Annotated in this window: 20 protein-coding genes; 10 read left to right on the top strand and 10 right to left on the bottom strand. The window is 61.3% G+C overall.

The features are described from left to right. Positions 1-22 precede the first annotated feature (22 nt). Both C5J26_RS16370 and C5J26_RS16375 read right to left on the bottom strand, forming a co-directional pair. Positions 23-2,176: a TonB-dependent siderophore receptor gene (locus tag C5J26_RS16370; protein ID WP_172745875.1), complete on the bottom strand. Its 2,154-nt coding sequence runs from the start codon at positions 2,174-2,176 to the stop codon at positions 23-25. A gap of 161 nt (positions 2,177-2,337) precedes the next feature. After that, the gene (locus C5J26_RS16375; protein WP_105402716.1) at positions 2,338-3,222 is read right to left on the bottom strand and encodes a helix-turn-helix domain-containing protein; all 885 of its coding nucleotides are present in this window, start codon (positions 3,220-3,222) and stop codon (positions 2,338-2,340) included. Positions 3,223-3,464: 242 nt separating this feature from the next. On the opposite strand from C5J26_RS16375, the gene C5J26_RS16380 reads away from it, so the two are divergent. Beyond that, complete coding sequence (locus tag C5J26_RS16380; RefSeq protein WP_105402717.1) at positions 3,465-4,280, top strand: ATP-binding cassette domain-containing protein; 816 nt, start codon at positions 3,465-3,467, stop codon at positions 4,278-4,280. A gap of 98 nt (positions 4,281-4,378) precedes the next feature. Here C5J26_RS16380 and C5J26_RS16385 read toward each other — a convergent pair whose 3' ends face one another. From C5J26_RS16385 to C5J26_RS16400, 4 genes are all read right to left on the bottom strand, one after another. After that, positions 4,379-5,224, bottom strand: coding sequence for a MipA/OmpV family protein (locus C5J26_RS16385; protein WP_105402800.1), 846 nt, complete (start codon positions 5,222-5,224; stop codon positions 4,379-4,381). A gap of 405 nt (positions 5,225-5,629) precedes the next feature. After that, on the bottom strand, positions 5,630-6,517 hold the full coding sequence (locus C5J26_RS16390; RefSeq protein ID WP_371674092.1) for a DUF3313 domain-containing protein: 888 nt from the start codon (positions 6,515-6,517) through the stop codon (positions 5,630-5,632). Between the two features lie 100 nt (positions 6,518-6,617). After that, positions 6,618-7,949 carry a HAMP domain-containing sensor histidine kinase gene (locus C5J26_RS16395; RefSeq protein WP_105402718.1) on the bottom strand — a complete coding sequence of 444 codons (1,332 nt, stop codon included), beginning with the start codon at positions 7,947-7,949 and terminating at the stop codon, positions 6,618-6,620. Then, on the bottom strand, positions 7,949-8,620 hold the full coding sequence (locus tag C5J26_RS16400) for a response regulator transcription factor (RefSeq protein ID WP_105402719.1): 672 nt from the start codon (positions 8,618-8,620) through the stop codon (positions 7,949-7,951). Before C5J26_RS16400 ends, C5J26_RS16395 begins: the two co-directional genes overlap by 1 nt. A gap of 202 nt (positions 8,621-8,822) precedes the next feature. Between C5J26_RS16400 and C5J26_RS16405 the strand changes: the two genes are divergently transcribed. Then, a complete protein-coding gene (locus C5J26_RS16405) occupies positions 8,823-9,962 on the top strand; it encodes an efflux RND transporter periplasmic adaptor subunit (protein WP_245441186.1) in 1,140 nt (379 codons plus the stop codon). A gap of 1 nt (position 9,963) precedes the next feature. After that, on the top strand, positions 9,964-13,104 hold the full coding sequence (locus C5J26_RS16410) for an efflux RND transporter permease subunit (protein WP_105402721.1): 3,141 nt from the start codon (positions 9,964-9,966) through the stop codon (positions 13,102-13,104). A gap of 226 nt (positions 13,105-13,330) precedes the next feature. Here C5J26_RS16410 and C5J26_RS16415 read toward each other — a convergent pair whose 3' ends face one another. Together C5J26_RS16415 and C5J26_RS16420 are read right to left on the bottom strand one after the other, a co-directional pair. Then, positions 13,331-14,047 (bottom strand): response regulator transcription factor, encoded by a 717-nt coding sequence (locus C5J26_RS16415; protein ID WP_105402722.1) that lies wholly within the window; start codon positions 14,045-14,047, stop codon positions 13,331-13,333. After that, positions 14,044-15,282 (bottom strand): GAF domain-containing sensor histidine kinase, encoded by a 1,239-nt coding sequence (locus C5J26_RS16420; protein WP_105402802.1) that lies wholly within the window; start codon positions 15,280-15,282, stop codon positions 14,044-14,046. Before C5J26_RS16420 ends, C5J26_RS16415 begins: the two co-directional genes overlap by 4 nt. Positions 15,283-15,519: 237 nt before the next feature. On the opposite strand from C5J26_RS16420, the gene C5J26_RS16425 reads away from it, so the two are divergent. The 5 genes from C5J26_RS16425 (at position 15,520) to C5J26_RS16445 (ending at position 20,917) form a co-directional block, all read left to right on the top strand. After that, entirely contained in the window at positions 15,520-16,536 is a 1,017-nt protein-coding gene (locus C5J26_RS16425) for an ABC transporter substrate-binding protein (RefSeq protein WP_105402723.1), read from the top strand. 93 nt (positions 16,537-16,629) lie between these two features. Beyond that, a complete protein-coding gene (locus tag C5J26_RS16430; RefSeq protein ID WP_105402724.1) occupies positions 16,630-18,093 on the top strand; it encodes a sugar ABC transporter ATP-binding protein in 1,464 nt (487 codons plus the stop codon). Further along, on the top strand, positions 18,090-19,031 hold the full coding sequence (locus C5J26_RS16435) for an ABC transporter permease (protein ID WP_105402725.1): 942 nt from the start codon (positions 18,090-18,092) through the stop codon (positions 19,029-19,031). Before C5J26_RS16430 ends, C5J26_RS16435 begins: the two co-directional genes overlap by 4 nt. Beyond that, positions 19,028-19,975 (top strand): ABC transporter permease, encoded by a 948-nt coding sequence (locus C5J26_RS16440; RefSeq protein WP_105402726.1) that lies wholly within the window; start codon positions 19,028-19,030, stop codon positions 19,973-19,975. Before C5J26_RS16435 ends, C5J26_RS16440 begins: the two co-directional genes overlap by 4 nt. A gap of 24 nt (positions 19,976-19,999) precedes the next feature. After that, on the top strand, positions 20,000-20,917 hold the full coding sequence (locus C5J26_RS16445) for an SMP-30/gluconolactonase/LRE family protein (protein ID WP_105402727.1): 918 nt from the start codon (positions 20,000-20,002) through the stop codon (positions 20,915-20,917). Positions 20,918-20,926: 9 nt separating this feature from the next. Here the strand turns inward: C5J26_RS16445 and C5J26_RS16450 are convergent, their stop codons facing one another. After that, a complete protein-coding gene (locus tag C5J26_RS16450; RefSeq protein ID WP_105402728.1) occupies positions 20,927-21,838 on the bottom strand; it encodes an NAD(P)/FAD-dependent oxidoreductase in 912 nt (303 codons plus the stop codon). Positions 21,839-22,032: 194 nt separating this feature from the next. Here C5J26_RS16450 and malQ point away from each other — a divergent pair, with 194 nt between their 5' ends. Continuing rightward, positions 22,033-23,928: a 4-alpha-glucanotransferase gene (malQ, locus tag C5J26_RS16455; protein WP_172724482.1), complete on the top strand. Its 1,896-nt coding sequence runs from the start codon at positions 22,033-22,035 to the stop codon at positions 23,926-23,928. A 121-nt stretch (positions 23,929-24,049) separates the two neighbouring features. Here the strand turns inward: malQ and C5J26_RS16460 are convergent, their stop codons facing one another. After that, on the bottom strand, positions 24,050-24,253 hold the full coding sequence (locus tag C5J26_RS16460) for a cold-shock protein (RefSeq protein ID WP_037079265.1): 204 nt from the start codon (positions 24,251-24,253) through the stop codon (positions 24,050-24,052). A 300-nt stretch (positions 24,254-24,553) separates the two neighbouring features. Here C5J26_RS16460 and pstS point away from each other — a divergent pair, with 300 nt between their 5' ends. Beyond that, the gene (gene pstS, locus C5J26_RS16465) at positions 24,554-25,639 is read left to right on the top strand and encodes a phosphate ABC transporter substrate-binding protein PstS (protein WP_105402730.1); all 1,086 of its coding nucleotides are present in this window, start codon (positions 24,554-24,556) and stop codon (positions 25,637-25,639) included. Positions 25,640-25,739: the final 100 nt, after the last annotated feature.

The following is a 25,739-nucleotide window of genomic DNA, read 5'->3' on the forward strand; positions in this document are numbered from 1 at the left end:
AGACTTGTTTCAGATCGTCAAACTACCAGACCTTGCTGATCTTCAAGTTGACGGTGCGGGCCTCGCCGTAGCCGCAGAAATACTCCGTGTTGCAGCCTGCGACATAGTCCTTGTCGAGCAGGTTGGTGACGTTGAGGGACGCCTTCCAATCGTTCTTCTCGCAGCGGATCGCCGCGTCGAAGACCGTCGCATCCGGAACGCGCAGGGTGTTCGCATTGTCCGCCCAGGATTTGCCGCGATAGCGGGCGCCGGCGCCGAAGCTGAGTCCTTCCAAAGGTCCTTCCGTGACGGTGTAGTCGAGCCAGAGAGAACTCAGAACGTCAGGCACGACGTTTGGTGTATTGCCGACGAGCGTGGGATCGTCCTTGGTGATCTCGATATCCGTATACGACGCCGCCGCGATGACCTTCCAGTTCTCGTCCAGATTGAACTTGCCTTCTACTTCGACGCCCCGGGAGCGGACTTCGCCAAGCTGGCTGGTTATCCCGCCGGCTGTGATCGTGTAGTTCTTTTTCGTGATGTCGAAAACGGAGGCCGTCAGGCTGCCGTCGAGCCAGGTAGGCTCGTACTTCAAGCCTGCCTCGAACTGGTGGCCTTCCTCGGGTTTCGGCGCCGCGCGGCCCGTCAGGCCGACGATCGGGCTGAAGAACGTAGCGGCGCTGACATAGGGCGTCAGGCCGTTGTCGAACTCGTATGCCAGGCCCGCGCGGCCGCTCCAGGCACGGTCGTTGCTGGAATAGTTCTCCGTTCCTCCCGGCATGAGGTCATCGATCTCGTTGTGGACATAGTCGTAGCGGCCGTTGAAAGTTGCGATCCAGCCATCGCCGAACTTGATCTGGTCCTGCGCGTAAACGCCGACTTGGTTGATCGTGTAGACCTGGTTGAGGTTGCGGGCGAGAGTGATCGGCGAGCCATAGACCGGATTGTTGGGATCGAACGGATCCGGGAAGGACGGGAAGGGGGTTGCGAACTGGTCTGTATGCAGCCGATAGTAGCGGTAGTCCAAGCCAGCCATGATCTTATGCGAGGCGCTCCCGAAATCGAACTCGTTTTCGATCCGGTTGTCGACATTGAAGGCATTGGCGGTCGACGTAATGTCTTCGCCGTACCGGTCTACCACGCCATCCGTCGGGTCGAAGTCGAATGGATAGACATATTTCTCATGCTTGAACAAATGGCTGTAACGCAGGTTCTGAGTGAATTTCCAACCGCCTTCGAATTCGTGTTCGAATTCGTAGCCGACCATTTTCTGGACGACCGTGCCGTTATCGAAATCCGGTTCGCCGAGGAACATGTCGCGCGGTATCTTGCCGTAGCCGGCGTTGACGACTGTGCCGCCGTAAGGCAGCAGACCGTTGGTCGTGTGGACTTGGTCGAGGCCGCTTAAATAGGTCCAGACCGTCAGGCTGGTGCCTGCATCCGGCGAGAAGGTGAACTGCGGCATGATGAAACCGCGCAGGTCCTCGCTGTAGTCGGTATAGTTGTCGCCACCGGCGATCTTGCCGGTCAGGCGATAGCTGAAGGTGCCGTCCGGGGTGATCTTGTCGGAAATATCGAAACCGAAGAAGGCGTTGCCATTCGTGTTGATGCCGGTCTCGGTGTAGTAGTAGGGCTCGTCGGTCGGGCGTTTGCGGATCAGGTTGACGACGCCGCCGGCATTGGCCCCACCGAGCAGGACGGAGGCCGGGCCCTTGAGGACCTCGACGCGTTCCAGCATGAACGGATCGATGTGGAAGCCGCCATAGGCATGACTGGTGAGCGCGAGGCTGTCGAAGAAAACGCCCGTCTGCGACGCATTGAAACCGCGAACATAGATCCAGTCGGTGTCGGGGTCCGAGCCGTAGGGCTGGCCGAACACGCCCGGCGTATAGAGGAGCACCTGGTCGATCTTGCTGACGGCGCCGCGGTCGTTCATCTCTTCCCGGCCGATGACCGACACGGACTGCGGGATTTCCTTGAGCGGCGTATCGGTCTTGGACCCGGTCGTCGACTGCCTCGCGACATAACCCTTGACCGGGCCGGTTCCGTCGCCTTCGCCCTCACCGCGAATGACGATCGGCGCCAAGGTCGTATCGGCGTCCTGGGCATGAGCCGCCCACGCGCTGCAAAGGGCGACAAACGCCACACCTGCACCCAGGCCGAGCCTTGCCCCCAAGGTTGTTTTTCTCTTGTTCATTCCATGCCCCACTCACACGAACTTTTCGCCGCTCTCCGGAAGCGGCGCTACAATAAGGTGAGCAGTTAACTCATATTTAAAGTTTGGGCTTGGTTCGATCGGCGACAATTGGACGTTTTTGGGCAATTTCTGAAGGAGTGAGCAAATATTTGCGAAGTGCATCACGACTGCCTGGCCTTGCGCCAGCGGGCCGGGGTGATCCCCACATGTTTGCGGAAGACCTTGGTAAAATGCGCCTGGTCCGAGAAACCGGTTTCGGCGGCAACTTCGGTCAAGGCACAGGCGTCCGACGCCAGCAAGGCTTTTGCGCGTTCCAGCCGGGCATTCATCTGCCAGTCGTGGGGGGCCATTCCAGTCGATGCCTTGAACGAATGGCTGAAATGCGATGGCGACAGTCCCGTCAGGTCAGCGAGTTCCTGCAGGCGGATATTGCGCATGCAGTTTTCAGTGATGAAATCCGTGGCGCGCCGCAGCTGCGCTACGGCCAGCGTTCCTCGCCGCCGGGGCGGTACCTTTGCCATCTTCAGGACATCGATGACCAGCGCCAGGGCGAGCCCGTCCCCATAGAGATCATGCAGCGGCTCCGGGTTGGAAATCTCGGCGGCGATCAGTCCGGCCAGCGCCATGACGCGCTGGTCGGAGAACAACAATTGGGGATCCTTGAGCTTTTTGGGGTTGATGTCTTCCATCAACCGGCGGCCGAGGATGTCCGCGTCGAAATGGATATCGAGGTGGCGCACATATTGAACGTCGGCAATGTCCAGCCAAAGGTCCATGTCGGCGGGAATGTAGGAGATCGGGCTCTGATTGCTGTCCTGTGGCGCGCCGCGGGATTTCGGGGAGAGCTTTACGACAGGGCGCCCGCGGCCGCGCTGGTCGAGCAGGATGAACAGTCGCGGGTCCCGCGCCACGTAGTGACCGCCCGCATAGGCGGCGCATTCCACCTCCCAGAGGTCGGCGGTGATGCCGTTCCAGTAACGGCGCCTCAGCCCCCCGATGACCGAAAAACCCTCGATCCTGTTCTGCATCCGCGGTTGAAAGATCATGCAGCTACCCGAATAAATAAACTTGCATATTTTTATCAACTTTAATGCAGCGTATCAATCCCGCGGGCGTTGCGGATGCTGCACCATCCCGATCTGCGGAACACAGGGGCAAATACACACACACCGGGCGGCCGGCAACGCGACCAACGGCACGGCAAAGGAGGTCGGTTGACCGGAGCGTCCGATTCGAAGAAACATGAGTTTAGTTTTCCGGTTTGAAAGACGATGTACGGATGGTACCCATGCCACTGAACCCAAACGAGCGTGAGATCGCCAAGGCAAATCTCCCTCTCCTGTCATTAAAGGAGGCGAGCTTTGCGATCGAAGGCCGCGTCCTCTTACATCCGCTGACGCTCGATCTTCGGGCAGGCAGGTCGATCGCTCTGATCGGTCACAATGGCTCCGGCAAATCGACGATGTTGAAATTGATCGGCCGGCAGCAGGCGCTGAGCGCGGGCACTATCCAGTTCGAGGGCAAGCCGCTTGAAGCCTGGAGTGCGCGCGAATTCGCCCGCCGGCTCGCCTATCTGCCGCAGCGGACGCCAGCAGCGCCCGGCATGCTGGTCAAGGAACTGGTGGCGCTCGGCCGGTATCCATGGCACGGCGCGCTCGGCCGGTTCAGCGCCACCGACAAGCAGAAGGTGGAGGAGGCTATCGAGCTCTCCGGTATCGGCTCTTTTGCAGAACGCATGGTGGACAGCCTGTCGGGCGGCGAACGCCAGCGGGCCTGGCTTGCCATGCTGGTGGCACAGGATGCCGCCTGCCTTCTGCTCGACGAACCCATCTCCGCGCTCGATATCGGCCATCAGTTGGAAGTCCTGTCCTTGACGCACGACCTTTGCCGCGAAAAGGGCATCACCATCATCACCGTGCTGCACGACGTCAACATGGCCGCCCGCTTCTGCGATGAGATCGTCGCGCTGCATTCCGGCCGGCTGATTGCCCATGGCACCCCGCAAGAGGTCATGACGACCGAGGAACTGGTTCGCATCTACGACGTCCGGATGGATATCCTATGCCAGCCCTCAAGCGGCCGGCTGGTGGCGCTGGCCCAGTAATTTCAAGTATACAGTCAGCCAGTGGGGTTTCGTTAGGCGGTAACCCCACTACGGAATAGCGGCAGCCGTCATGGCTGCCGCAGGATCTCACTCGTTTTCTAGAACCTGTATCCTACTCCCAGCATTGCGAAGGGTTGAACGTCGTCCTTGACGATCGGGCTGTCCTTGGCATCCCCGAGCAGGAAGCCGGCCCCGCCGGCGCCTGTGACGCTCCAGTTCTCGGTCATCATATAGGTGATGGAACCCTTGAGATCGACGCGCTTGATCCCCGCCTTCGCTTCGTATGCCCCCAGGCCGGACCGAGCTGACTGGATCGAAGTCACCCCGAAATACGACTCCATGTGCTTGTCGTCGGCCCATGTGCCGGACACATCGGCGGAGAAGATGAACCGTTCGTAGCGATGGGAAACCTTCGCGCCGAAAGTGCCGGTCAGTCCCTCGCTGCCGCCTATGGTCTTGTCCAACTTGGCGTAGACGCCGAATGGGCCGACCTCATAGCTGACGATCCCTCCGATGACGCCGCCCATGTCGATGTCGCCCAGACCACGCAGGTAGTCCGAGTCGTCCTCCTTGCGGCCCATCTCGACACCACCGGTCACGCCGATCCTGAAGCCGTTTGTTTCGAAAAGATCGACGGTGAGGCCACTGGTATCGAGATGCACGCGCTCCCCAAACTGGGCGGAGACGAGCGGAAACGGCTGCACCTCGAATTCGTCGGATCCTTCGTATTCGGGCAGGTAAACCGCCCCGACGCCGATCGTTACCTTCCAGTCATGCAGTTTGCCGCGAATGCCGCCGTAGCGCGCGGTATCGAACTGCTGGGGAGGGGCAATCGCCGCGTCGGTTGCTTCAAGGTCAGCCGCGAGTGCCGTGACCGGCAAGAGTGCCGAGGCTGCGGCCAACGCCGCGATCGAGATTTTTATCGTCCACCGTCGCTGAATGATGTCGAAAGCCCCAACTCCGCTTAAGACCGTATTGCGGTGCCGGTCTTCCGGATGATGTTGATCGTGCTGGCTCACCAAATTAACTCCTGATTATAAAAGCTAAAGAAACCGGGGTATGGTTTCGGGGAGAAGTTGCGGTTGAAGAATTGCCGCAGCATTACAAGGTCGAGATGAAAACCAGCCGGCACTGTCGGTGCGGCAGGGCGAAGCGATAGCGGCAAATCCTGCTGCCAATGCCGGCGAGCAGCGGACGAACGGAGCAAGGCTTTGGGGGTGCCGGCCCGTGCTCCGTCCGTCCATGCCGCCTTACGGAGCGGGCCGGTCGCTGGAGGCTCCGACCGCCGTTCCTCCGTAAAAAGTGCAACGGCTACGCTGACGCGCATGCCGGGCCACTCGGATGATATGTCAGTGCGTAATGGCCGCTTTCGGCTTCTTGTCGGTCCAGTCCGGCGGCGCGCCATACTTGGCCGCCACGGCTCCCACCAATCCAGGCGCCCGCCCGAAGGCGTCGCACGCCGGGTATTTGGGTTTTCCGCCGAGCCAGGATCGCATCCGCTGCCCTGAAGGAAGGGCGATGTTCAATCCTTTCGGCTCCTTGCCGGAAATGAGCACGCGCGAAAAGTCGGACGCGAACCTGGAGGCGAGGCCATAGGCGTCCCCGACTTCGGAAACGCGGGGCTTGTCCTGGATCGAATTTGCGCCGCGGGCCCACACCATCGCCGCGCTCTGAATGCCGTCGCCGTCGACAGCCTCCGCTTCGACGGCCAATCCCCCGAGGCCGAAAGGCAATCGCGGCATGCTGACGGGCAGGACAAAGCCGGTGCCGACGGTGACGGCGGTCGCGACCCCAGCCGCGGCCCTGTTCGTCGGTACGATATCGGTGACGACGGACCGTATTGTCAGATCCGCCGGTTGGCCGGCCGGCACCATCTGGTACTTGTCGCTAAGCGCGACGCAGAGCGCCCGGTCCAGAACGTTCGACACCAGCGAGCGGTCGGCTTCCGTTTTAATGCGGGATGCGGCACTGAAAGAGAAGGTTGTCGGCACGATGCTGACCGTCTTGACCGTGGCCAGATGTCGCCCATCGACATAGAGGCGTTTCTTGGCCAGCGTTCCCTTCGGCGCGCCAAGATTGCTGTAGGAAGTCAGGGTGCCTGCCTCCTTCAGCGGCACCGAGGTGCATCCCGCCACCGCCAGGGTTAGAGGCAGGGCGAAACATAGAGATCTGAAAGCTAACGTGGATGGAGATCCTGCAAATCGGAGAAATGGTTCAATTGATGGATTGCTGCGCACGCCGTCGGGCCTCCGTCATGGGTGTACCAGGTTGACAGTGCGGGGGAAGGATTGCCGCAGCATTACAGAGGATTGGGATGGGCGAACATGGTGTCGTCTGTCAGAGTTCGATTGCAACCTGGGTTCCGATTGTGCCGCTTTGAAGGCTGACCCGCCCCTGATGGTTTGCGACGATCTGTTTCACCAGGCTCAAACCAAGGCCTGCGCCTCTGCTTTTTGGGGTGACGCGGTAGAAGGGTTCGAAAACCAGTTCCTGATGTTCGGCGGGTATGCCTGCCCCTTCGTCGGCCACGGTGATCCGCCCGCCGGCCGAGACCGAGATGGTGATCATTCCCCTGTTGCCGCCGTGGTCGATCGCATTGCGGACCAGATTGCTGATCGCTCTTGGCAGAGCGGAAGGGCTGCCGCGCCGCTCAACGCTTTCCACCTCGCGCTGGAAGGAAATCTGGTAGCCCGCAGCGATCGCCTGGGGCGCGAGGTCGGCAACCACCGTCCGTGCAATCTCCACGAGATCGACCGCTTCATGGAGCTCGCTCGCCTGGTCGTTGCGCTCAAAGTCGAGGAGCTGTTCGGCGGTCTCGGCCAAACGCGCAACGTCGTTCAACAATCGCCTGCGTTCCTGGCCCTCGGACGTCCCATCGATCCGCGTTTGCATGATGGCGATCGGTGTTCGGAGCTCATGCGCCGCGTCGATCAGGAAGCGCTGGCGTTTCTTCAATTCGTTCTCAAGCCGCTCGAGCGTACCGTTGAATGCGATCACCAACGGAGCAACTTCTTTGGGAATACCTGCCACCGGCAGCCGTTTTCCATGCTGGCGGGGTTGGATCTGCGATGCTTTGTCGGCGACATCGCTCACCCTCGCAAGCGCGCGGCCGACGATTCGCGGGACGGCGAGGAAGATCGCAGGCAAGGCGACCGCAAGCAGGGAGACATAGATCGGGTAGGCCCTTGTTAGAAGGGCGAAGACCGGCGAACCTTTGTCAGCCACGCCGCCAAACAGAATCCGAATCTCGCCGACGGCCGCCTCGGCATTGTCAATCGTCGCGGCCTCCTTTGTCGCAGAGGATCCCCGTATGTCCGCGTCGTCGAACAGATGGACCAGATGGGCGAGTTCAGCATAAGCTGGAGGGATGGTGCCATAGGACACCGACGCACCATCTATCGTGGCGACCACATACCAAAGAGAGTTGTTCTGCTCCTTGAGCGCCCTTAGCCTCGGCGTTTCTCGTAGCTCCAAACGTCCTTGGCTGTCGCGTGTCGCGGCCGCGGCTATCGCAGAACCGATCTTCTCCTCCATGGCAATGTTAGGCGACATGATCGTAGCAGCCCATATACAAAGCCCGAGGATCACCGCAGCAACAACAGCGATAATGACCAGGCTGAGTTGCCAACTCAGCTTCCACCAAAGCGAACGGGTAGCCTTGTCGTGCATCATTCCTCCTTCAGGAGATATCCGACACCGCGGATATTGTGGATCGTGATACCGGCGCCGGCATCCAGCAGTCGTTTGCGCAATCTTGAAATATGCGCATCGAGCGCGTTCGACTGAATTTCTTCTTCATAATTGTAGACCGCAGCCTCAAGGGTCGATCGAAGGACGGTTTTGTCTTTCCGCTTGGCCAACGCCACCAGGACGAGAAGTTCGCGCCTCGGCAGATCGAGCGGGATCGATTCGACGGTCACGCTCAAATGCAGCGGATCGATCACCATTCGGCCCACCGAGATCTGAAGTTCCGTCAGACTTGGCGGCCGTCGCAGAACCGCCCGCAACCGGGCCATCAGCTCGTCGACAAGAAACGGCTTGCCGAGATAATCGTCCGCCCCGAGATCCAACCCTTCGACCCGCTCCAACGGCTCGTTGCGCGCCGTCAGCACAATGATCGGTGTGTCGGTGCCCGTCCGCCTCAGCATCGGAATGAAGGTCAGCCCTTCGCCATCAGGCAGACGCCGATCCAGGAGAATCGCGTCGTAGCTATTCTGGCGCGTCAATTCGAAAGCGTCCGCAAGATGCGTGGTGTGATCAGTGACGATGCCGCGTTTGCTCAGCGCCCCTGAAAGAGCGTCGGCCAGCTCTTTCTCGTCCTCTATCAATAGAAGTCTCATCGTCCCTTGGCTCTCCTGTCCGGTCCTTCTCCGCCGCGAAGATTGCGGCAGCATTACGGGGGACAAAGGAACCATCAGGTAATGCTGCTGCAATTGTAGAAGCCTAGCAACCGGAGCCATCCAGTCGCGAAAACGCGAGGCGCCGCCCGCAGGTGGCCGTGCTTTACATCCAAGGAATGTCGCTATGGCTTTGAAATGGACGATGAGATTGACCAAGGCGGGGATGCTTCTGGGAGGCGTCTACCTCGCTGTCGTGTTTATCGATCCCGCACGCGGAACGGTCGATGCGAATGAGCGGGTGAAAGAGGTCGTCGCGGCGGTCGCGGCGAACCAGCTCGATAGACCGCTGGAACTGGCCCCTTCGGAGATCGCTGACATCAGGCCCATGTCGATGGCGGAACGGCTGCGCGTCAGCGGGGACCTCGAGCCGATCAATCGCGCCGTCCTGCACGCCAAGGATGGAGGCAGGATCATCGAGGTTCGCGCCGTTGCGGGACAGGGCGTCAAGGCAGGGGACGTGCTGGCACGTTTCGAGACGGACGATCTCCAATCGATCCTCAAGCAGCGTGAAGGGGATCGCGATGTCGCGGCAGCGGAGATGCTGCTCGCCATGCAGTCGCTCAACAGGATCGAACAACTCGCGGATAAGAACATCGCGAGCCAGGAGCAGCTCGACAAAGCACGAAGCGAGGTGGCCGCCGCGACCGCCAGACTGAAAAGCCTTTCAGCCCAGGCGGATATCGCACGCACCGCTTTGCGGGACGCCGAAGTTCTGGCGCCGTTCGATGGGGTGATCTCAAACCGGGCGATCAATCAGGGCTCCCGCGTCGGCGCCGGCGCAGAACTTTTCACGATCGTCGATACGAGCGTTCTGGAAGCAAAAGTCCTGGTCTCCACGCGCGACGTTCACCGTATTGCCATCGCCCAACGGGCAGAACTGCACATCGACGGGCTTGACGGGCAAACGGTCATCGGACGCGTGGATCGTATCAGTCCGGTCGCCGACCGCGGCACGCGCTTCATCCCGGTCTATATCCGGCTCTCCAACAGTGGCGCCCATCTGAGGGGCGGATCGTTCGCGACAGGCTCAATCCTGGTCCGGCAAAACGAAGACGCGATCATCATACCGGCGATCTCGCTGCGTAAGGACGAGACGGGAGACTATGTCCTCAAGCTGAAAAAAGGCCGTCTCGTCCGCCAGCCCGTGACTGTCGGATCGGGATGGGGCGGGAGTGACAGCCTGGAGATTTCCGAAGGCCTGGCTTACGGCGACGCGATCGTGACCGTACCGCTGCCCGAGTTGCGACCGGACGTCACCGTCACGATCCCGAAGGCGGGCTGACATGTTTCTCACCCGCATTTCGATCGCTCATCCCGTCTTCGCCACCATGATGATGGTGGTGCTGCTTGTGCTGGGCGCGTTTTCTTACGAGCGCCTCGGCGTCGACCAATTTCCGAATGTCGACGTTCCGGTTGTCGTGGTCACGACGACCTACCCGGGTGCGACGCCCGAAACCATCGAGACGGAGGTGACCAGGCCGGTCGAGGAGGCGCTCAATACGATCAGCGGCCTCGATGAGATCACGTCGACCTCCTACGAAGGACGGTCGGTCGTCATCGCCCAGTTCAAGCTGGAGGTGGAGAGCACGACGGCAGCACAGGACGTCCGCGACAAGATAGCAGCCCTCGAAGCAGACCTCCCGGAGGAAGCCGACAAGCCTGTCGTGGCGCGGTTCAATCCATCGGACGAACCGATACTTTCGGTGGCGATCAGTTCGCCCTCCCTCGAAATGCCGGAACTCACCACCATCGCCGACCAGCGCGTGTTGCGCCAACTGACGACGATAGCCGGGGTGGGGCAGGCGACGCTGATCGGCGGTCAGAAACGGCAGGTCGACATCAGCATCGACGAGACGCGAATGCGCGCGTTGGGCATCGGCATCGACGAGATCATCGAGGCCCTCCGGACCACCAACCGGAACAGGTCCGCCGGAAACGTGATCGGCGGTATTACGGACCGTACCATTCAGGTGCAGGGACGGATTGCGGAGCCGAAGGACTTTCTGGATATGATCGTTGCCCGCCGCGGCGACGGGGCTGTCTATCTCCGCGATGTTGCCACCGTAAGGGATGGCGCGGCGGATCCGGAAAGCCGGGCGATCTATAACGGCGAAACAGCGCTCGCCGTCGCTATCGTCAAGGTCCGGGATGCCAATACCGTGCAGGTGGTGAGCGATGTGCGCAAGCGGCTCGCTCAGCTGAACGCCGAACTGGGCGCCCAAAACGTTCGGCTTCAAATCATCACGGATGCCTCGACCCCCATTCAGGAATCGCTCGGCCAGGTGCAATCGACACTGATCGAGGGAGCGGCATTGTCGGTCGCCATCGTTTTCCTGTTCCTCAACTCATGGCGAAGCACCGTGATCACCGGGTTGACGCTTCCGATCGCCATGATTGGCACGCTCGCAGTCATCGATTTTCTCGGCTTCACGCTCAATATGCTCAGCCTGCTGGCGTTGACGCTCTCGATCGGCATTCTTGTCGATGACGCGATCGTGGTGCGCGAGAACATCATGCGCCATCTGCACATGGGCAAGTCGCATTTGAAGGCGGCTCTCGATGGCACCAACGAAATCGGGCTCGCCGTGACGGCGACGACCGCCACGATCGTCGCCGTCTTCCTGCCCGTCGCGTTCATGGAAGGCATGGTTGGCCGTTTCTTCTACGAATTCGGCGTCACAGTTTCCGCTGCCGTGCTGATCTCGCTGTTCGTCGCCTTCACCCTCGACCCGATGCTTTCCAGTGTCTGGCATGATCCCGATGCCGAGCCCGGCGCAAGGCGCGGACCGGTCGGACGGCTGATTGCGCGCTTCGATGCCGGGTTCGAAAGGCTCGCCTCGCGCTATCGAGGGATCATCCGCTGGACGCTGCGACATCGTTTGGTCACGCTCGGCCTGACTGGCGGCATCTTCGTCGGCAGCATTTTGATGGTGCCGCTGATGGGTGTCGAATTCGTTCCCAATGCGGACGAAGGTCGATTCCAGATCAACGTGACGACGCCGGCCGGTTCTTCGTTGGACTACACGCGCACCAAGGTCGGGCAGATCGAGAAGGCGCTGCATGAGTTTCCGGAAGTTGCTTCGATCTACTCGACAATCAATACCGGCAGCGCCATGGGCAAACACAAAGCCGCCATTCTCGTCAGCCTCGTGCCGCTGGAGCAGCGCAAACGGGCGCCCGCCGCCATCGCGGGTCCCGTCCGGGAACGTCTCTCCGTCATACCGGGGATCAAGATCGCCATCGTCCAGGAGGGCCTGGGCGGAGGCGCCAGTCCGATCCAACTGAGCGTCCTGGGTGACGATCAGCGGGTACTGGAAAAGATCGCGGCGGATCTGACCACCGGCATGCGCGGGATGCCCGGCATGGTGGACATCAATTCGAGCGCTGGCGAGGAAAATTCCATCCTGTCCGTCCGGCTCAAGCGCGAGCAGGCGAGCGATCTGGGCATCGGTATCGCCGAACTGGCCGGAATGCTCTCGCCGCTGATCGGCGGCGAAGACGTTTCCACCTGGACCGATAGGCGCGGAGAAACCTACGACGTTGTCGCCCGCCTTCCCCGCGACCAGCGCACCAACGCTGCCGCTATCGGCGAGTTGATGATCAAGGTCCCGGGTGATGACGCAAGCGGCAGCCCACGCATGGTCCGGCTGGATCAGGTCGCGGACATTGCGGTCGTCCCGGCGGCCTCCGAGATCCGTCGTCTCGACATGTCCAGGGAGATCCTGATTTCGGCGGACATATCCGGCCGAGCCGCGGGGGATGTCACAGCCGAACTGGAGGCCATGGTAGCCAAGCAAGATTTGCCGACTGGCTACCGGATAAAATTCGGCGGCGATTCCGAGGACATCCAGGACGCGACAGGCGGGATGTTCAAGGCGCTGACCATGGCGGTGATCTTCATCTATGTCGTGTTGGCGTCGCAGTTTGGAAGCTTCACACAGCCGATCGCCATCATGGCTGCACTTCCCCTGTCGCTGGTCGGCGTGCTCCTTGGCCTCATGGTCGCGGGAAGTACCATCAACATGTTCTCGATGATCGGCTTCATCATGCTGATGGGGCTCGTGACCAAGAACGGCATCCTGCTGGTCGACTTCGCCAACCGCGAGCGCCGGCAGGGTTCGACCCTCAGCGAGGCGCTCGTCAATGCAGGCGCCGTACGGTTCCGCCCGATCATCATGACATCGCTCGCGATGATCGCCGGGATGATCCCGCTCGCGCTGGCAGCCGGTGGCGGCGGCGCACAACGGGCGCCGATGGCCCATGCCGTCATCGGCGGCCTTGTCAGTTCTACGCTCCTGACCCTGATTGTGGTGCCCGTCATCCTCTCCTACATCGACAGTCTGACGCTTTGGATTGCGGGGAGGGTGCGGACGCATGCGGCCAGCGAAAACGAATTTCACTCGCCGAAATCGGCACAGCCATGACCCGCAAAACCGTGTTCCGCCTCTTCGGCAGGTTTCTTCTATCCGCCATCATGATGGCGGCCCTTCTTGGAGGGCCGCTTGTCCTCCTGCTTTTTCTCTCGAGGCGGTTCACCATGTAGAGAGTTCACGCCTGGTCGTGCAGGAGCAAACGTGCCGATCCGCTCACGACGCGGAATCGGTTGATCGCAGAACTGCCGTGCTGTGATAGACAATTCAGCCCCGATGCCTAATTCCCGCGCGCGCTGCGCAATTCCCGCTCGCCCCTTTCGAGCGCGCTGGCATTCAGTACCTTGCGGAGCAGGGCGACGGCGACCGCGCGCATGCGAAGATTGTACCAGCCCTCTGGCCCATTGCCGGGCTCCTCGTAGAGGTCCAGTTTTTCATAGAGCTGCTGAAGGCGGTTCTGGACGCTTCGCAACGAGAGCTTTTTCCGCTGGGCTATCGCCTTGTCGGTCAGGCCGAGCGCCACATCCACCAGGATTTCGTATTCCGCGTCGCTCAGGCCATGCGCAGTACCGAGGCTTTTCTGCTGGATGCCCCGGACCTCGCGGTCGATAACGCATTGCGATTCAATGAAGACGCCGCGCAATGCGAGCTTCAACCGTTCGTCGGAGGTGGATTTCAGCACGTATCCGTATGTCGCACCTTCCGGAACGATACGCGCCACGCCACGCACATAGGCCTCATCGGAATAGTTCGACCAGAACAGGATCTTGGTATCCGGCCGTTCGCGCCAGATGGTGCGGGCCGCCTCGATGCCGTTACGCTCGCTCATCTGCAGGTCCATGACCACGTGCTCGGCCTGGGATTGGCGCGCCTGCACCTCACCGGCATGGCCGTTTTCCGCCTCCAGGACCGTGTCGCATTCCGGCAATGCTGCCCGCACCGCTTCGTGCAGGTAGGACCGGTGCAGCGGATCGTCCTCAATGATCAAGACTTTCATGCCAACCTCTCCGCAACATGCCGGCGTTCCATCGACAGCAGGACCTTGGCGGTCGTGCCACACCCGCCGGGATTGGCGCCGATCTCGAATTTTGCCGAGATCAGCCGCGCTCGCGTCTTCATATTGCCTATCCCGTGCCCCGCCTTGTCGCGGGCGTTGCGCAGGCCGCTCCCGTCGTCGCTGATCTCGATCGACAGCGCGTCGCCCTGGATACGCAGATGCACCAGGATCGTCTTCGGTTGCCCATGACGGATCGCGTTGTTGACCGCCTCCTGGACAATGCGGAACAGCGCGGTCGCCACGGTCCTGTCGAGGTCGAGCAATGCTCCACCCGTCTCGTCGACCATCCGCCAGGCGACGGGCAGGCCGCTTTCGCGTACCGAGCGTTCCAGGTGGTTCTCGATCGCCTCCGCCACGCCGAAAAGCTGCAGCACGGTCGGCTTGGCCTCCTCGATGATCTGGCGAAGGTCGTGCATGCACTGCTGGAGGGTGCGGCAGAGCGGTTCGAGAGCATCCCCATGCAAGTCCGGAAGTCCTGAAAGCCGCTCCATGCGCCGCGCGAGCCGTGTCAGGTCGGCGAGCGTCTGGTCGTGAAGGTCCATGCCGATCCGCTGCCGTTCGGCCTCCAGCGCCTCGGTCAGCTTTAGCGCACCCAGCCGCAATCCCTCTTCGCGGGCGCGGGCCTCCGTCTCGACGATCGCCGAGCGTTTGGCCTGTTCGGCAGCCCTCAGCGCAAAGAAATAAGGTGCCAAAAGGTCGGCGATCGAGCGGGCGTTCTCGACGTCCTCCATCGAGTACTTGTCGTGCTGATGGCTGGAGCAGCTCAGGGCACCGATGATATCACCCTGGACCTTGAGCGGCACATGTAGCCGGCTTCTCAGGGACAGTTCGATTATCGGGCTCGAAAACGCGCCGTCGAAATGAAAGCGCGGATCGGCACAAGCATCCGGTGAAAGCAGGAAATCCACCTCGCCGGACAGGAGCGTACGGATCGGGCTGCCGGTCAGCAGCGCCGGGGGTTGCTGGCTCCAGGCGGTCGCAAGCCCGCTCTCGTAGGCGATGTGGTATTTCCCGTCCAGCATCTTGATGCATACGTCGAGATGATCGTGCGGAATGATATGGCTGATCTCAGCCGCCACCGCCTGGATGATCGAATTGAAATCGAGCTGGCCTGCCAGCAGCCGGGAAATTCCGAGATAGCGGTCAAATAACGCATTTGGCGCCGGATTGAGCATGACGGACATCCTCCAGTCCTCCAATTATTAGACGCCTCGCTGCTGCTCTTGTCTTGCGGGAACCCGCAAATTTTGCGCGAATACCCGCAGAGAGGTTGCTTGTATGCGCCTATACAACATCTGATTTCTCCTCCATGCTCGCTTTACTGAGCAAACGGGGCTCAGCGCAATCACTATCTTCGGACAACCGTTGAGGAGCGGCCCGAAGAACCCGTCGAGAACTCTAGGGAGGAAATCATGATCATCAGGAAGATGCTTTTCGCATCTGTCGCTATCGCATGCGTTGCCGGGCCGGTCTCCGCCCTGGCCGATACTTCGGGCAAAAAGATCGCCCTTTCCAACAATTATGCCGGCAATTCCTGGCGTCAGGCCATGCTGACAAGCTGGGACAAGATCACCAAGGAAGCCGTCTCCAAGAAGATCGTCGCTGCCGCCGATCCGTTCACGACGGCCGAGAACCAGGCGACCGAGCAGGCCGCCCAGATCCAGAACATGATCCTGCAGGGCTATGACGCGATCGTCATCAACGCAGCGTCGCCGACCGCGCTCAATGGCGCCGTCAAGGAAGCCTGTAACGCCGGCATCACCGTCGTGTCCTTCGACGGCATCGTGACCGAGCCGTGCGCCTGGCGCATCGCGGTGGATTTCAAGGCGATGGGCGAAAGCCAGGTCGAATATCTCGCCAAGAAGCTGCCGAAGGGTGGGAACCTGCTCGAGATTCGCGGTCTTGCAGGGGTTTCGGTCGATGACGAAATCCATGCGGGCATCCAGGCTGGCGTCCGGAAAAACCCGCAGTTCAAGGTCGTCGGTGCCGTCAACGGCGACTGGGCGCAGGACGTCGCGCAGCGCGCTGTCGCTGGCATCCTTCCGAGCCTTCCGGAAATCACCGCCGTCGTAACCCAGGGCGGCGACGGTTATGGCGCGGCCCAGGCGTTCGCTGCCGCCAATCGTCCCACTCCAACCATCGTCATGGGCAACCGCGAGGACGAACTCGTCTGGTGGAAACAGCAGAAGGACAAGAACGGCTACGAGACGATGTCCGTCTCCATCGCTCCCGGCGTTTCGACGCTCGCCTTCTGGGTGGCCCAGCAGATCCTCGATGGCAAGCAGGTCAAGAAGGACCTTGTCGTGCCCTTCCTGCGCATCGACCAGGGCAATCTCGAAACCAATCTCGCCGGCACCCAGAAGGGTGGCGTCGCCAACGTCGAGTATTCGCTGGAAGACGCCCAGAAAGTCATCAGCGCAGCCAAGTAAGCTGATCCTCCCCAAGACAGGATGCGGCGCCGTTGCGCGCCGTGTCCCGATCCGTGCCCGACCGCCTCCCGAACTGTCGACGACGTGTTTCGCATGAATGAAGTGACAACAAGACAAGAGGTCGTTGCCGCCCGCGGCATCAAGGTAACCTTCGGCGCCGTGAAGGCACTGGACGGCGCCGACCTTGTCATCCATGCCGGCGAATGCGTCGGATTGGTCGGACATAACGGCGCCGGCAAATCCACGATCGTCAACGTCATCAACGGCGGCTTGAACCCGCATGCTGGCGAAATCAGCTATGGCGGCGTCAGCACCCAGCACGGCATTTCGACCGCGCGAGCCAATGGCGTTCGCTGCGTCTTCCAGGAACTGTCGCTTTGCCCCAACCTAACCGTCAATGAGAACGCCCGCATCATGCACGCGGAACTCGCCGGCTGGAACTGGCGCAGCAGGGCGGGCACCCTCGTCAGACTGCAATTGCAGGATATTTTCCCCGGCCACGGCATCGACTGCGACAGCACGGTCGATGACCTTTCGATCGCCGAGCGACAGATGGTCGAGATCGCCGTCAGTTTCGCCGGGCTGAACCGGAAGCCGAAACTCGTCATTCTCGACGAACCGACATCCTCGCTCGACGCAGGGCTGGCAGCGCAGCTGATGGCCTATATCCGGAGGTTCGTCGGCAAGGGAGGTGCGGTCCTGTTGATCTCGCACATCCTTGGCGAAATCCTCTCCACCTCGGACCGCATCGTGGTGATGAAGGATGGCCGGGTCGTCGCCGACCGCTCCGCCTCGGAGTTCAGCAAACGCAGCCTCGTCGAAGCGATGGGCAATGTGGCGCGAGAAAAGGAGTGGCAGCGCATGGGCGACAAGCGCAGCGGCGCGCCGGTGCTTGCCATGCCACCGCGACGGGGTCACGGTCTTGCCTTCGAAGCCCATCGCGGCGAGATGATCGGCCTTGCCGGTCTCGGAGGCCATGGCCAGACGGAAACGCTTCTCGACCTCTATCTTTCCCGCAACGGCAACTGGTGGCCGGCCCGCCGCAAGGAGATCGCCTTCGTCGCCGGCGACCGCAGCCTGAACGGCATATTCCCGCTCTGGAGCATCCTGAAGAACCTCAGCGTCGCCTCGCTCGGCGATTTTTCCTCCCGGACCATCGTCGACCATGACCGCGAAGGCGCGCTCGGCGACGGCTGGAAGAAGCGCATCGAGATCCGCACGCCGGAAATGAAAAACCGCATCCTGTCGCTCTCCGGCGGCAACCAGCAGAAAGTGCTGTTCGCCCGCGCATTGGCGACGAGCGCGAGGATCGTGCTGATGGACGATCCGATGCGCGGCGTCGATGTCGGCACCAAGCAGGAAGTGTATGACATCCTCCGCTCTGAAGCGGCAGGCGGCCGCACCTTCATCTGGTATTCGACGGAAATGGACGAGATACGTCTGTGCGACCGGGTCTATGTCTTCCGGGAAGGAGCGATCGTCGCCGAGCTCGCAGGCGACGAGATCACCGAGAAGAATGTGCTTGAAGCCTCCTTCAGCGGAGGCGAAGCGGCATGAGGATATCCACCGGCACGATCCGCCTTGTCATCCCTGCCGCGTCGCTGGCACTGCTGCTCGCCGCCGTCTTCTACATGCAGCCGCGCGCCATGAGCTATACCGGCCTGAACCTGCTCTTCAATCTCGCCGTGCCGATCGCACTCGCGACGGTGGCGCAGATGCTTATCATGGCGGTCAACGACCTCGACCTGTCGATGGGCGCCTTCGTCAGCTTCTGCGCCTGCGTGACGGCGACGTTCCTGCAGGCCTCCCCGGCGATCGGAGTGCTGATTTTCCTTGGCGCTATTGCGGCCTACGCCGTGATCGGCGTTGTCATCCACGTTCGAGAACTGCCCTCGATCGTCGTGACCCTCGGCATGAGCTTCGTCTGGGGTGGGCTTGCGGTCCTCATGCTGCCGTCTCCGGGCGGCGAAGCTCCGGGCTGGGCTCGCTGGCTGATGACCTCCCGGCCACCCTTTGTGCCGATGGCGATCGTTGCCAGCATCGTCATCGCGCTGGTCACCCATTTCGTCATCATGCGCTCCTCCGTCGGGGTGCTGATCCGCGGCGTCGGCGGAAACGTCCGCTCGGTCGAACGCGCCGGTTGGTCGGTCATCCGCATCCGTGCGGGAACCTATGCGCTGGCCGGTTTCTTCGCTGTGCTGTCCGGCATCGCGCTCGTCGGCCTCACGACTTCGGCTGACGCCAATATCGCTCTGCGCTATACGTTGCTGTCGATCGCGGGTGTCATCCTCGGCGGCGGCGAGTTCGTCGGCGGCAAGGTCTCGCCGATCGGCGCCGTCATCGGGGCGTTGACCTTGACGCTCGCCGGTTCGTTCCTGTCCTTCATGCGCATTCCCCCCGACTGGCAGATCGGCGCTCAGGGAGCGATCCTCATCGTCGTGCTGGGGCTGCGCCTCCTCCTCAACCGGCTGGAAAAGCGGGAGAAGAGCCGATGAACGGCGCACGCCTTCTCTTCTCCAAACCCTGGATCTGGTCTTTCGCGGCCACGATTGCCGTATGGATCGTCACCGTCCTCTTCACCGGCGGAGCAAGCTCGCTCGGCCTGTCGCAGGCGGCTCTCACTTTCGCGGCCTTCTCCGTCATCGTCGGGCTTGGCCAGATGTTCGTCATCACGCTCGGCCCCGGCAATATCGACCTCTCCGTGCCTGCCACGATGACGCTTTCGGGCACGCTGGCGCTAAAGCTGATGGACGTTGAGGACGGCATGATCGTCGTCGGCCTGCTGGTTTCGATCCTGCTAGGCTTCGGGATCGGTATCGGCAACTACGTGCTTATCAAGCTGCTGCGCATTCCGCCGATCATCGCGACGCTGTCCATGAGCTTCATCATCCAGTCGACGGCGATCTGGACGAACCGCGGCCTGCGCATCAAGCCCCCGGAGATATTGGCGATCTTCACCACATCCAACCTGTTCGGCGTCCCCAACATCGCCATCGTCGCGCTCATCCTCTCCGTCATCGCCTGGGTGCTGCTCGAAAAGACGATCTATGGCCGGTGGATCTCGGCGATCGGCCAAAGCACGTTTGCTGCCCGCATGACGGGAATCCCGGTCGATGGCACGCGGCTCGTCACCTACATTCTTTGCGCCGTCCTCGCCTCGATCTGCGGCTACTTGCTTGCGAGCTTCTCCGGAGGTGCTGCACTCAATATGGGTTCCGAATACCTGCTCACGTCGATTGCCGTCGTCGTGATTGGCGGTACTGCCGTCGCGGGCGGCAATTCCAACATTCCGGGCATATGGGGCGCCTCGCTCTTCATGTTCCTTGTCGTGTCGATGCTCAACACCTATGGCTTCGGCGCCGGGTTCCGCCTCATCCTCACCGGCCTCATCATCATCGCCGTCATTCTCATCGCCGGCGGCCGTCAAGCCAACCGATGAACAACTCCAATCGGACACATTCCCATGCCGCAGAAAACCTCCATCTACGAGATTCACGACGAGGCCTTCCGGCAGCTGATCGTCGGCAGCGCAGCACTCGAGGAACTTTATTCCGACTGCCGCTGGGCTGAGGGACCGGTCTGGTTCGCGGACCTGAATTGCCTGATCTGGAGCGACATCCCGAACCAGCGCATGATGCGCTGGGCGCCGGACGGCGGTGTTTCGGTGTTCCGCTCGCCATCGAATTTCGTCAACGGCAATACGCGCGACCGTCAGGGCCGGCTGGTTTCCTGTGAGCACGGCGGCAGACGCGTGACACGTACCGAGATCGACGGTTCGATCACTATTCTGGCCGACCGCTACCAGGGCAAGCGCCTAAACTCGCCGAACGACGTCGTCGTGCGCTCGGACGGCAGCGTCTGGTTCACCGATCCGACCTACGGCATCAAGTCCGATTACGAAGGTTACCGGGCCGAGCCGGAGCAGGATACACGCAACGTCTACCGCCTTGATCCGGTGAGCGGCGACCTTGAGGCGGCCGTCACCGATTTCGGGCAGCCGAACGGCCTTGCCTTCTCACCGGACGAAACAAGACTCTATGTCGCCGACTCCGCCTCCAGCCACGACATCAAGGCGCCGCGGCACATCCGGGTGTTCGATGTCGTCGACGGCAGGCGTCTTTCCAATGACCGGATTTTCTGCAGCCTGGACAATGGCCTGCCGGATGGTTTCCGTGTCGATATGAAGGGAAATGTCTGGACGAGCGCCGGCGATGGCGTGCATTGCTTCTCGCCCGACGGAGTGCTGCTCGGCAAGATCCTCGTGCCGCAGACGGTTGCGAACCTCACCTTCGGCGGCCCGCGCAGGAACCGGCTTTTCATCACCGCCACCAAATCGCTCTATTCCGTATTCGTGGCGACCAACGGCGCGGCATTGGGCTGATTGCGCCGGTCAGGAACGGAATAAGGGATTTTGCACGGACAGGTCGTTCCGGATAGCTGTCGCAGCGACAGAAGCCTGACCCATGGCATGGCTGATCTGATCCAGGCCCTGCACGACGTCTCCGGCTGCGTAGAGGCCGCTCACGGTGGTTCGCTGATGGCGGTCCACCTCAACACACCCTTCTTCGCTACAGTCCGCCCCCAGCGATCTCGCAAGGCCCGAGCGCACCTCGGTGCCCAATGCCGGATAGACGGCCGAATAGCTCAGCGCTCCGGCCGGGACTTCGACGGTGATTGAATCGGCGTGCAAAGCGTAAGCTTTGACGGGGCCGGTCACTATCTTGATGCCGTGCCGCATCAGGACCTCCGTCTGGTTTTCCGACAGGTTATGACGATCATCAAGCGAGATCAGGGAAACATCCGTGGTATAGCTCCGGAGAAACAGCGCCTCCCTGAAACCGTGTTCGCCGGTTCCGATAACTCCGACGGCCTGATCCGTGACCTCGAAACCATCGCAAACAGGGCAATAGCGAATGAAGCCTTTGGCTAGGGCCTCATCGTGCATGTGAACGGGCATAGGCGGTCTGTGATTGATGACACCTGTTGCCAGAAGAGCCGTTTTAGCCTCGATGACCTGACTTTTGCTTGAGACGACAAAGCCGTCTGTGCTCTTCTCCAAAGCTAGGACTTCCGTCGAGAGAAACTCTGCGCCATAGCGCGTAGCCTGACTTCGCATCCGTTCGACCAGCTCCCATCCGGATATCCCGTCCGGATAACCGGCGTGGTTGCGGGTCATCGGGATCGTGACCGCTCGTCCGCGCCGATCATCGAGCACGATCACCTTGAGATGGAAACGGGCAAGATAGATGGCGGCGGTCAGCCCCGCCGGACCACCGCCGATGACCGCGCAATCATAAAACATCAAGGATGCTCAAGCACTCACCCATCGGCGTTTTCCAGTTCCGCGGCACGGGCCAGCCCGTTATTCGCTCGCCCGCCGGAACACCTGGGCGCCGCGATAGTTCCATGGCTCTTGCTTCGTGATCTGCACGAGAGCTGGGAGAAAGGGAACGCGATGGATCAGATCGAGGGATCATGGCATTGGAAGTCAGTCCGATGAGAAGAGGCGGATCGAAGGCCCCGAAGGAACAGGATGAGCTCGCGAACCAATACGGGGTGGAGGCAAAACGGCCCTCGCCAAGCGGCGAGGAGGTGCCGGTCTCGGAGACCGGTCGGCACAAAATCCTGTCGGCATTGAAGGCGCTTCCGGCTACCCAGTCCCGTGAGCTCGTTTCCCATCTCCCGAAATGCTTCCTCCCGGATTTCGCGCGCACCGATCGCGTCTGGGGGCTGTCGTGCCAGCTTTACGAACTGAGGTCGGGACGGAACTGGGGGATCGGCGATTTCGCCGACCTCCGGTCGGTCGTCGGTCTGGCAAGGGCCTGGGGGGCCGACTTTGTCGGCCTCAATCCTCTCCACGCCCCTTTCCTTGCCGCACCCGACCGATGCAGCCCCTATGAGCCTTCCAACCGTCGTTTCCTCAATCCGCTCTATATCGCCGTTGACGGGGTCGAGGGTTTTGCCGCGTCCCGGCAAGTGCAGGACGAGATCGCGCAATTACGGCTCCTGCCCTTGGTGAATTACCGACGGGTGGCGCGCATGAAGCTCGATGTTCTGCGCAAAATCTGGCGGAGTTCGCGGGATTTGCGAAGTGAAAAGAGCGCCGCCGCTCGCGAATTCTCGGAGTTCCGTCGCGACGGCGGCGACGATCTCCGCCTTCATGCGCTGTTCGAAGCCATTTCCGAGGCCCAGGTCGTTTCGGGCGGAGAGGCGGGCTGGCACCGCTGGCCGGAACAATACCGTGATCCGAAAAGCGAGGCCGTGTCGCGCTTCGAAGAAGAACACGCTGACGAGGTCGCGTTTCACATATGGCTTCAATGGCTGGCGCATCGGCAGCTCTCGGAGGCTGCCGATCACGCGCAGGAACTGGGGATGCGTATAGGGCTGTACCTCGATGTCGCGGTTGGCGAAGCGCTCGATGGCTCCGGGACCTGGAGCAACCGCCAGATTTATGTCCAGGGAGCGAGCATCGGCAGCCCACCGGACCCGATGGCCGCCGGTGGGCAGGACTGGCAGCTGGCGGCGTTTCATCCCTCGGCGATTGCCGAAGGCGAGCCGTCACCGTTCGAAAAGCTGATGTCCGCGGTCATGCGATATGCCGGTGCTGTCCGCATCGATCACGCCGCCGCCCTGCGCCGGCTATTTCTGGTGCCCGCGGAGGACGGACCCGACCAGGGAGCCTATGTCGGCTACCCTCAGCGGTCGTTGATCGCCACTCTGGCGGCGTTGTCTGAGAGATACCGTTGCGTGGTGATCGGAGAGGACCTCGGTAACCTGCCGAAGGGGTTGCAAGCCCAATTGACAGCGGCGAATATTCTCTCTTATCGGATAATCTCCTACGAGCAGACGAAGAGTGGGTTCAAGCTGCCCGAGGATTATCCGTCCCTTGCGCTTGCCTGTGTGTCGACCCATGATCACCAGACATTTGCCGGATGGTGGAAGGCGGTAGACGTCGAGATGCGCATCAGCCACGGGCTCGTTTCCGGCGATGCTGGCCGCCAGCAGATCAGGGACCGGAAGCGGGAACGACGACAGGTTCTGCGGGCATTCAAGACGGCCGGACTCCCAGTCGCGTCGATGAGCGAAACGACGGCACGCGAGAATGACATTCCGGCACTGGCGGTCATGGCGCACCGCTTCATCGCCAAGACGCCTTCGTTGCTCGTGGCCGTGCGATTGGCCGATGTGACGGACGAAAAACAGCCCACCAACGTGCCAGGGACCAGTGACACCTACCCGAACTGGACACCCAAACTATCGATAACCGTCGAGGAACTGGCCGGGCTGGCCGATACCTATCCCATCATCGTCGCGGTCGGCGAGGAACGTCGCCCTACACGCGCAGGTCGATCCGGCCAGGTACAGGTGCGTACGCAATCGATCCGGAGATGAGGGGAAGGCAATCACGACGAACGGTGGGAGAGGCCGGCGGCTGTCATTTGATGCGCCGGCATCTCACTGGTTTCGCCTTTTCGGCTCGACCCCGTTTTGTAGTTTAAACGCGCATTGCCGATTAAAGGGCGCTGACGTTTTCGGCTTTTGATTTTCCGGTCTTGCGGTCCTGGCCTAGCTCATAGCTTACCTTTTGTCCCTCTCTCAAAGATCCGCCTCGTTCCAGTGCAGAGACATGCACAAACACATCGGCTCCACCATTCTCGGGCGTGATGAAGCCAAACCCTTTGTCTTCGTTGAAAAATTTGACAGTACCGGTAGGCATGAAGGCTCCTGATTTTTTGCACGGCCGTTGCCGCAAGCGGGAGCCTATAGCGCATTCTTCCCGCTTTCAAGGCGTGAGCGCCTTCGTTGTTAGGTAGAGGGGCTTTGTTGCGCGCTTGGCGGCCAGGCCGAGCTCGTCGGATGTGAGCCGTCATCAGGATGTTAACAAAGGTAAATACCTAAATTCCCGGGATATCTTTTCGGATGGTGCATGGGGCGGGGCAACTCGCTGCGGAATGATTATGTCCGGCCGTCGGGCCATTCGGTTGGATGCAGATAACGGCCATGAGGGAAATAACCGATGGAACGTTTCTTTCGACAGATGCGGGGACTGAGTGCGGCCGCCGCCCATCTTTGCGGGCTCATCGCCATCGCTCTGGTGCTTTGCCCAACAGTGGTCACGGCCGATCCGATCCGCGGGGCTGGATCGACCTTTGCTGCGCCAATCATCGCCAGATGGGCCGAGAACTACGAGAAGGCGCGCATGGACGACGGCGATTTCAGTTCGCCGGACTGGACCGTCGACTACGAGCTGGTGGGCTCCCTGGCCGGCCTGATGCGCCTCGACCAGCCGGAACTCGATTTTGCTGCGTCGGATGTGCCTGTTTCGCATGAGGAGCTGGCAAAGCATGGTCGTCAGCAGTTCCCGATCGTGCTCGGCAGCGTGGCTGTCGCCGTCAATCTCGACGGGATCGAGAAAAGCGGGATCAACCTTACCGGACCTGTTCTTGCCGACATCTATCTGGGAAAGATCAAGTCCTGGGCCGATCCTGCGATCAAGGCCGCAAACCCCAATATCGCGTTTCCCGACTTGGCGATCAGCGCCGTCACGCGCAAGGACGGCTCGGGTACCACCTTTATCTTCACGGAGTATCTGTCGTCCGTCAGCCCGGAATGGAAGGCGACCCATGGTGCGGATACCCTGATCAAGTGGCCCGTCGGAGCCTCCGTTGAGGGCACCCAGGATCTCATACGCGCCGTGCAGGCGACCAAGGGCGCCATCGCTTATGCCGATTTCGGTCAGGTGAAACGGGCAAATCTCCCCTACGCGGCCATCGGCAACAAGGCGGGCAAGTTCGTGACGCCGGGGCCGGAAGGTGTGCGGGCCGCCGCCAGCGCGGCCTCCTGGGATGAAGCGAAAGATTTCGCCGTGTCGTTGACCGACCAGCCGGCGGAGGGCGCCTATCCGATCGCCGGGGCAACGTTCGCAGTCGTTTCCAGGAAAATAGGACCGAACAGGTTCGGGCGGGTTCAAGACTTCTTCCGCCTCGCATTCGAGAACGGTGGCAAGGACGCCGAGGCGCTGGGCTACGTGCCCGTGACGCCGCAAATGGTCAGCCAGATCGTCAAGTACTGGCTGAAGAAGGACACTGCCGCCAGCCAATAGGCTGGTGCTTTCGTAGCCAGGTTTTTCACTCCGGGCTCCGGCCGGTTGCGAAAGGCCTCATTGCATCGTGCCGCCACGGCGTCAAAAGGGGTTAGGCGTT

Origin of the sequence: Neorhizobium sp. T7_12 (assembly GCF_002968535.1) — a bacterium.
Lineage (GTDB): Bacteria > Pseudomonadota > Alphaproteobacteria > Rhizobiales > Rhizobiaceae > Neorhizobium > Neorhizobium tomejilense.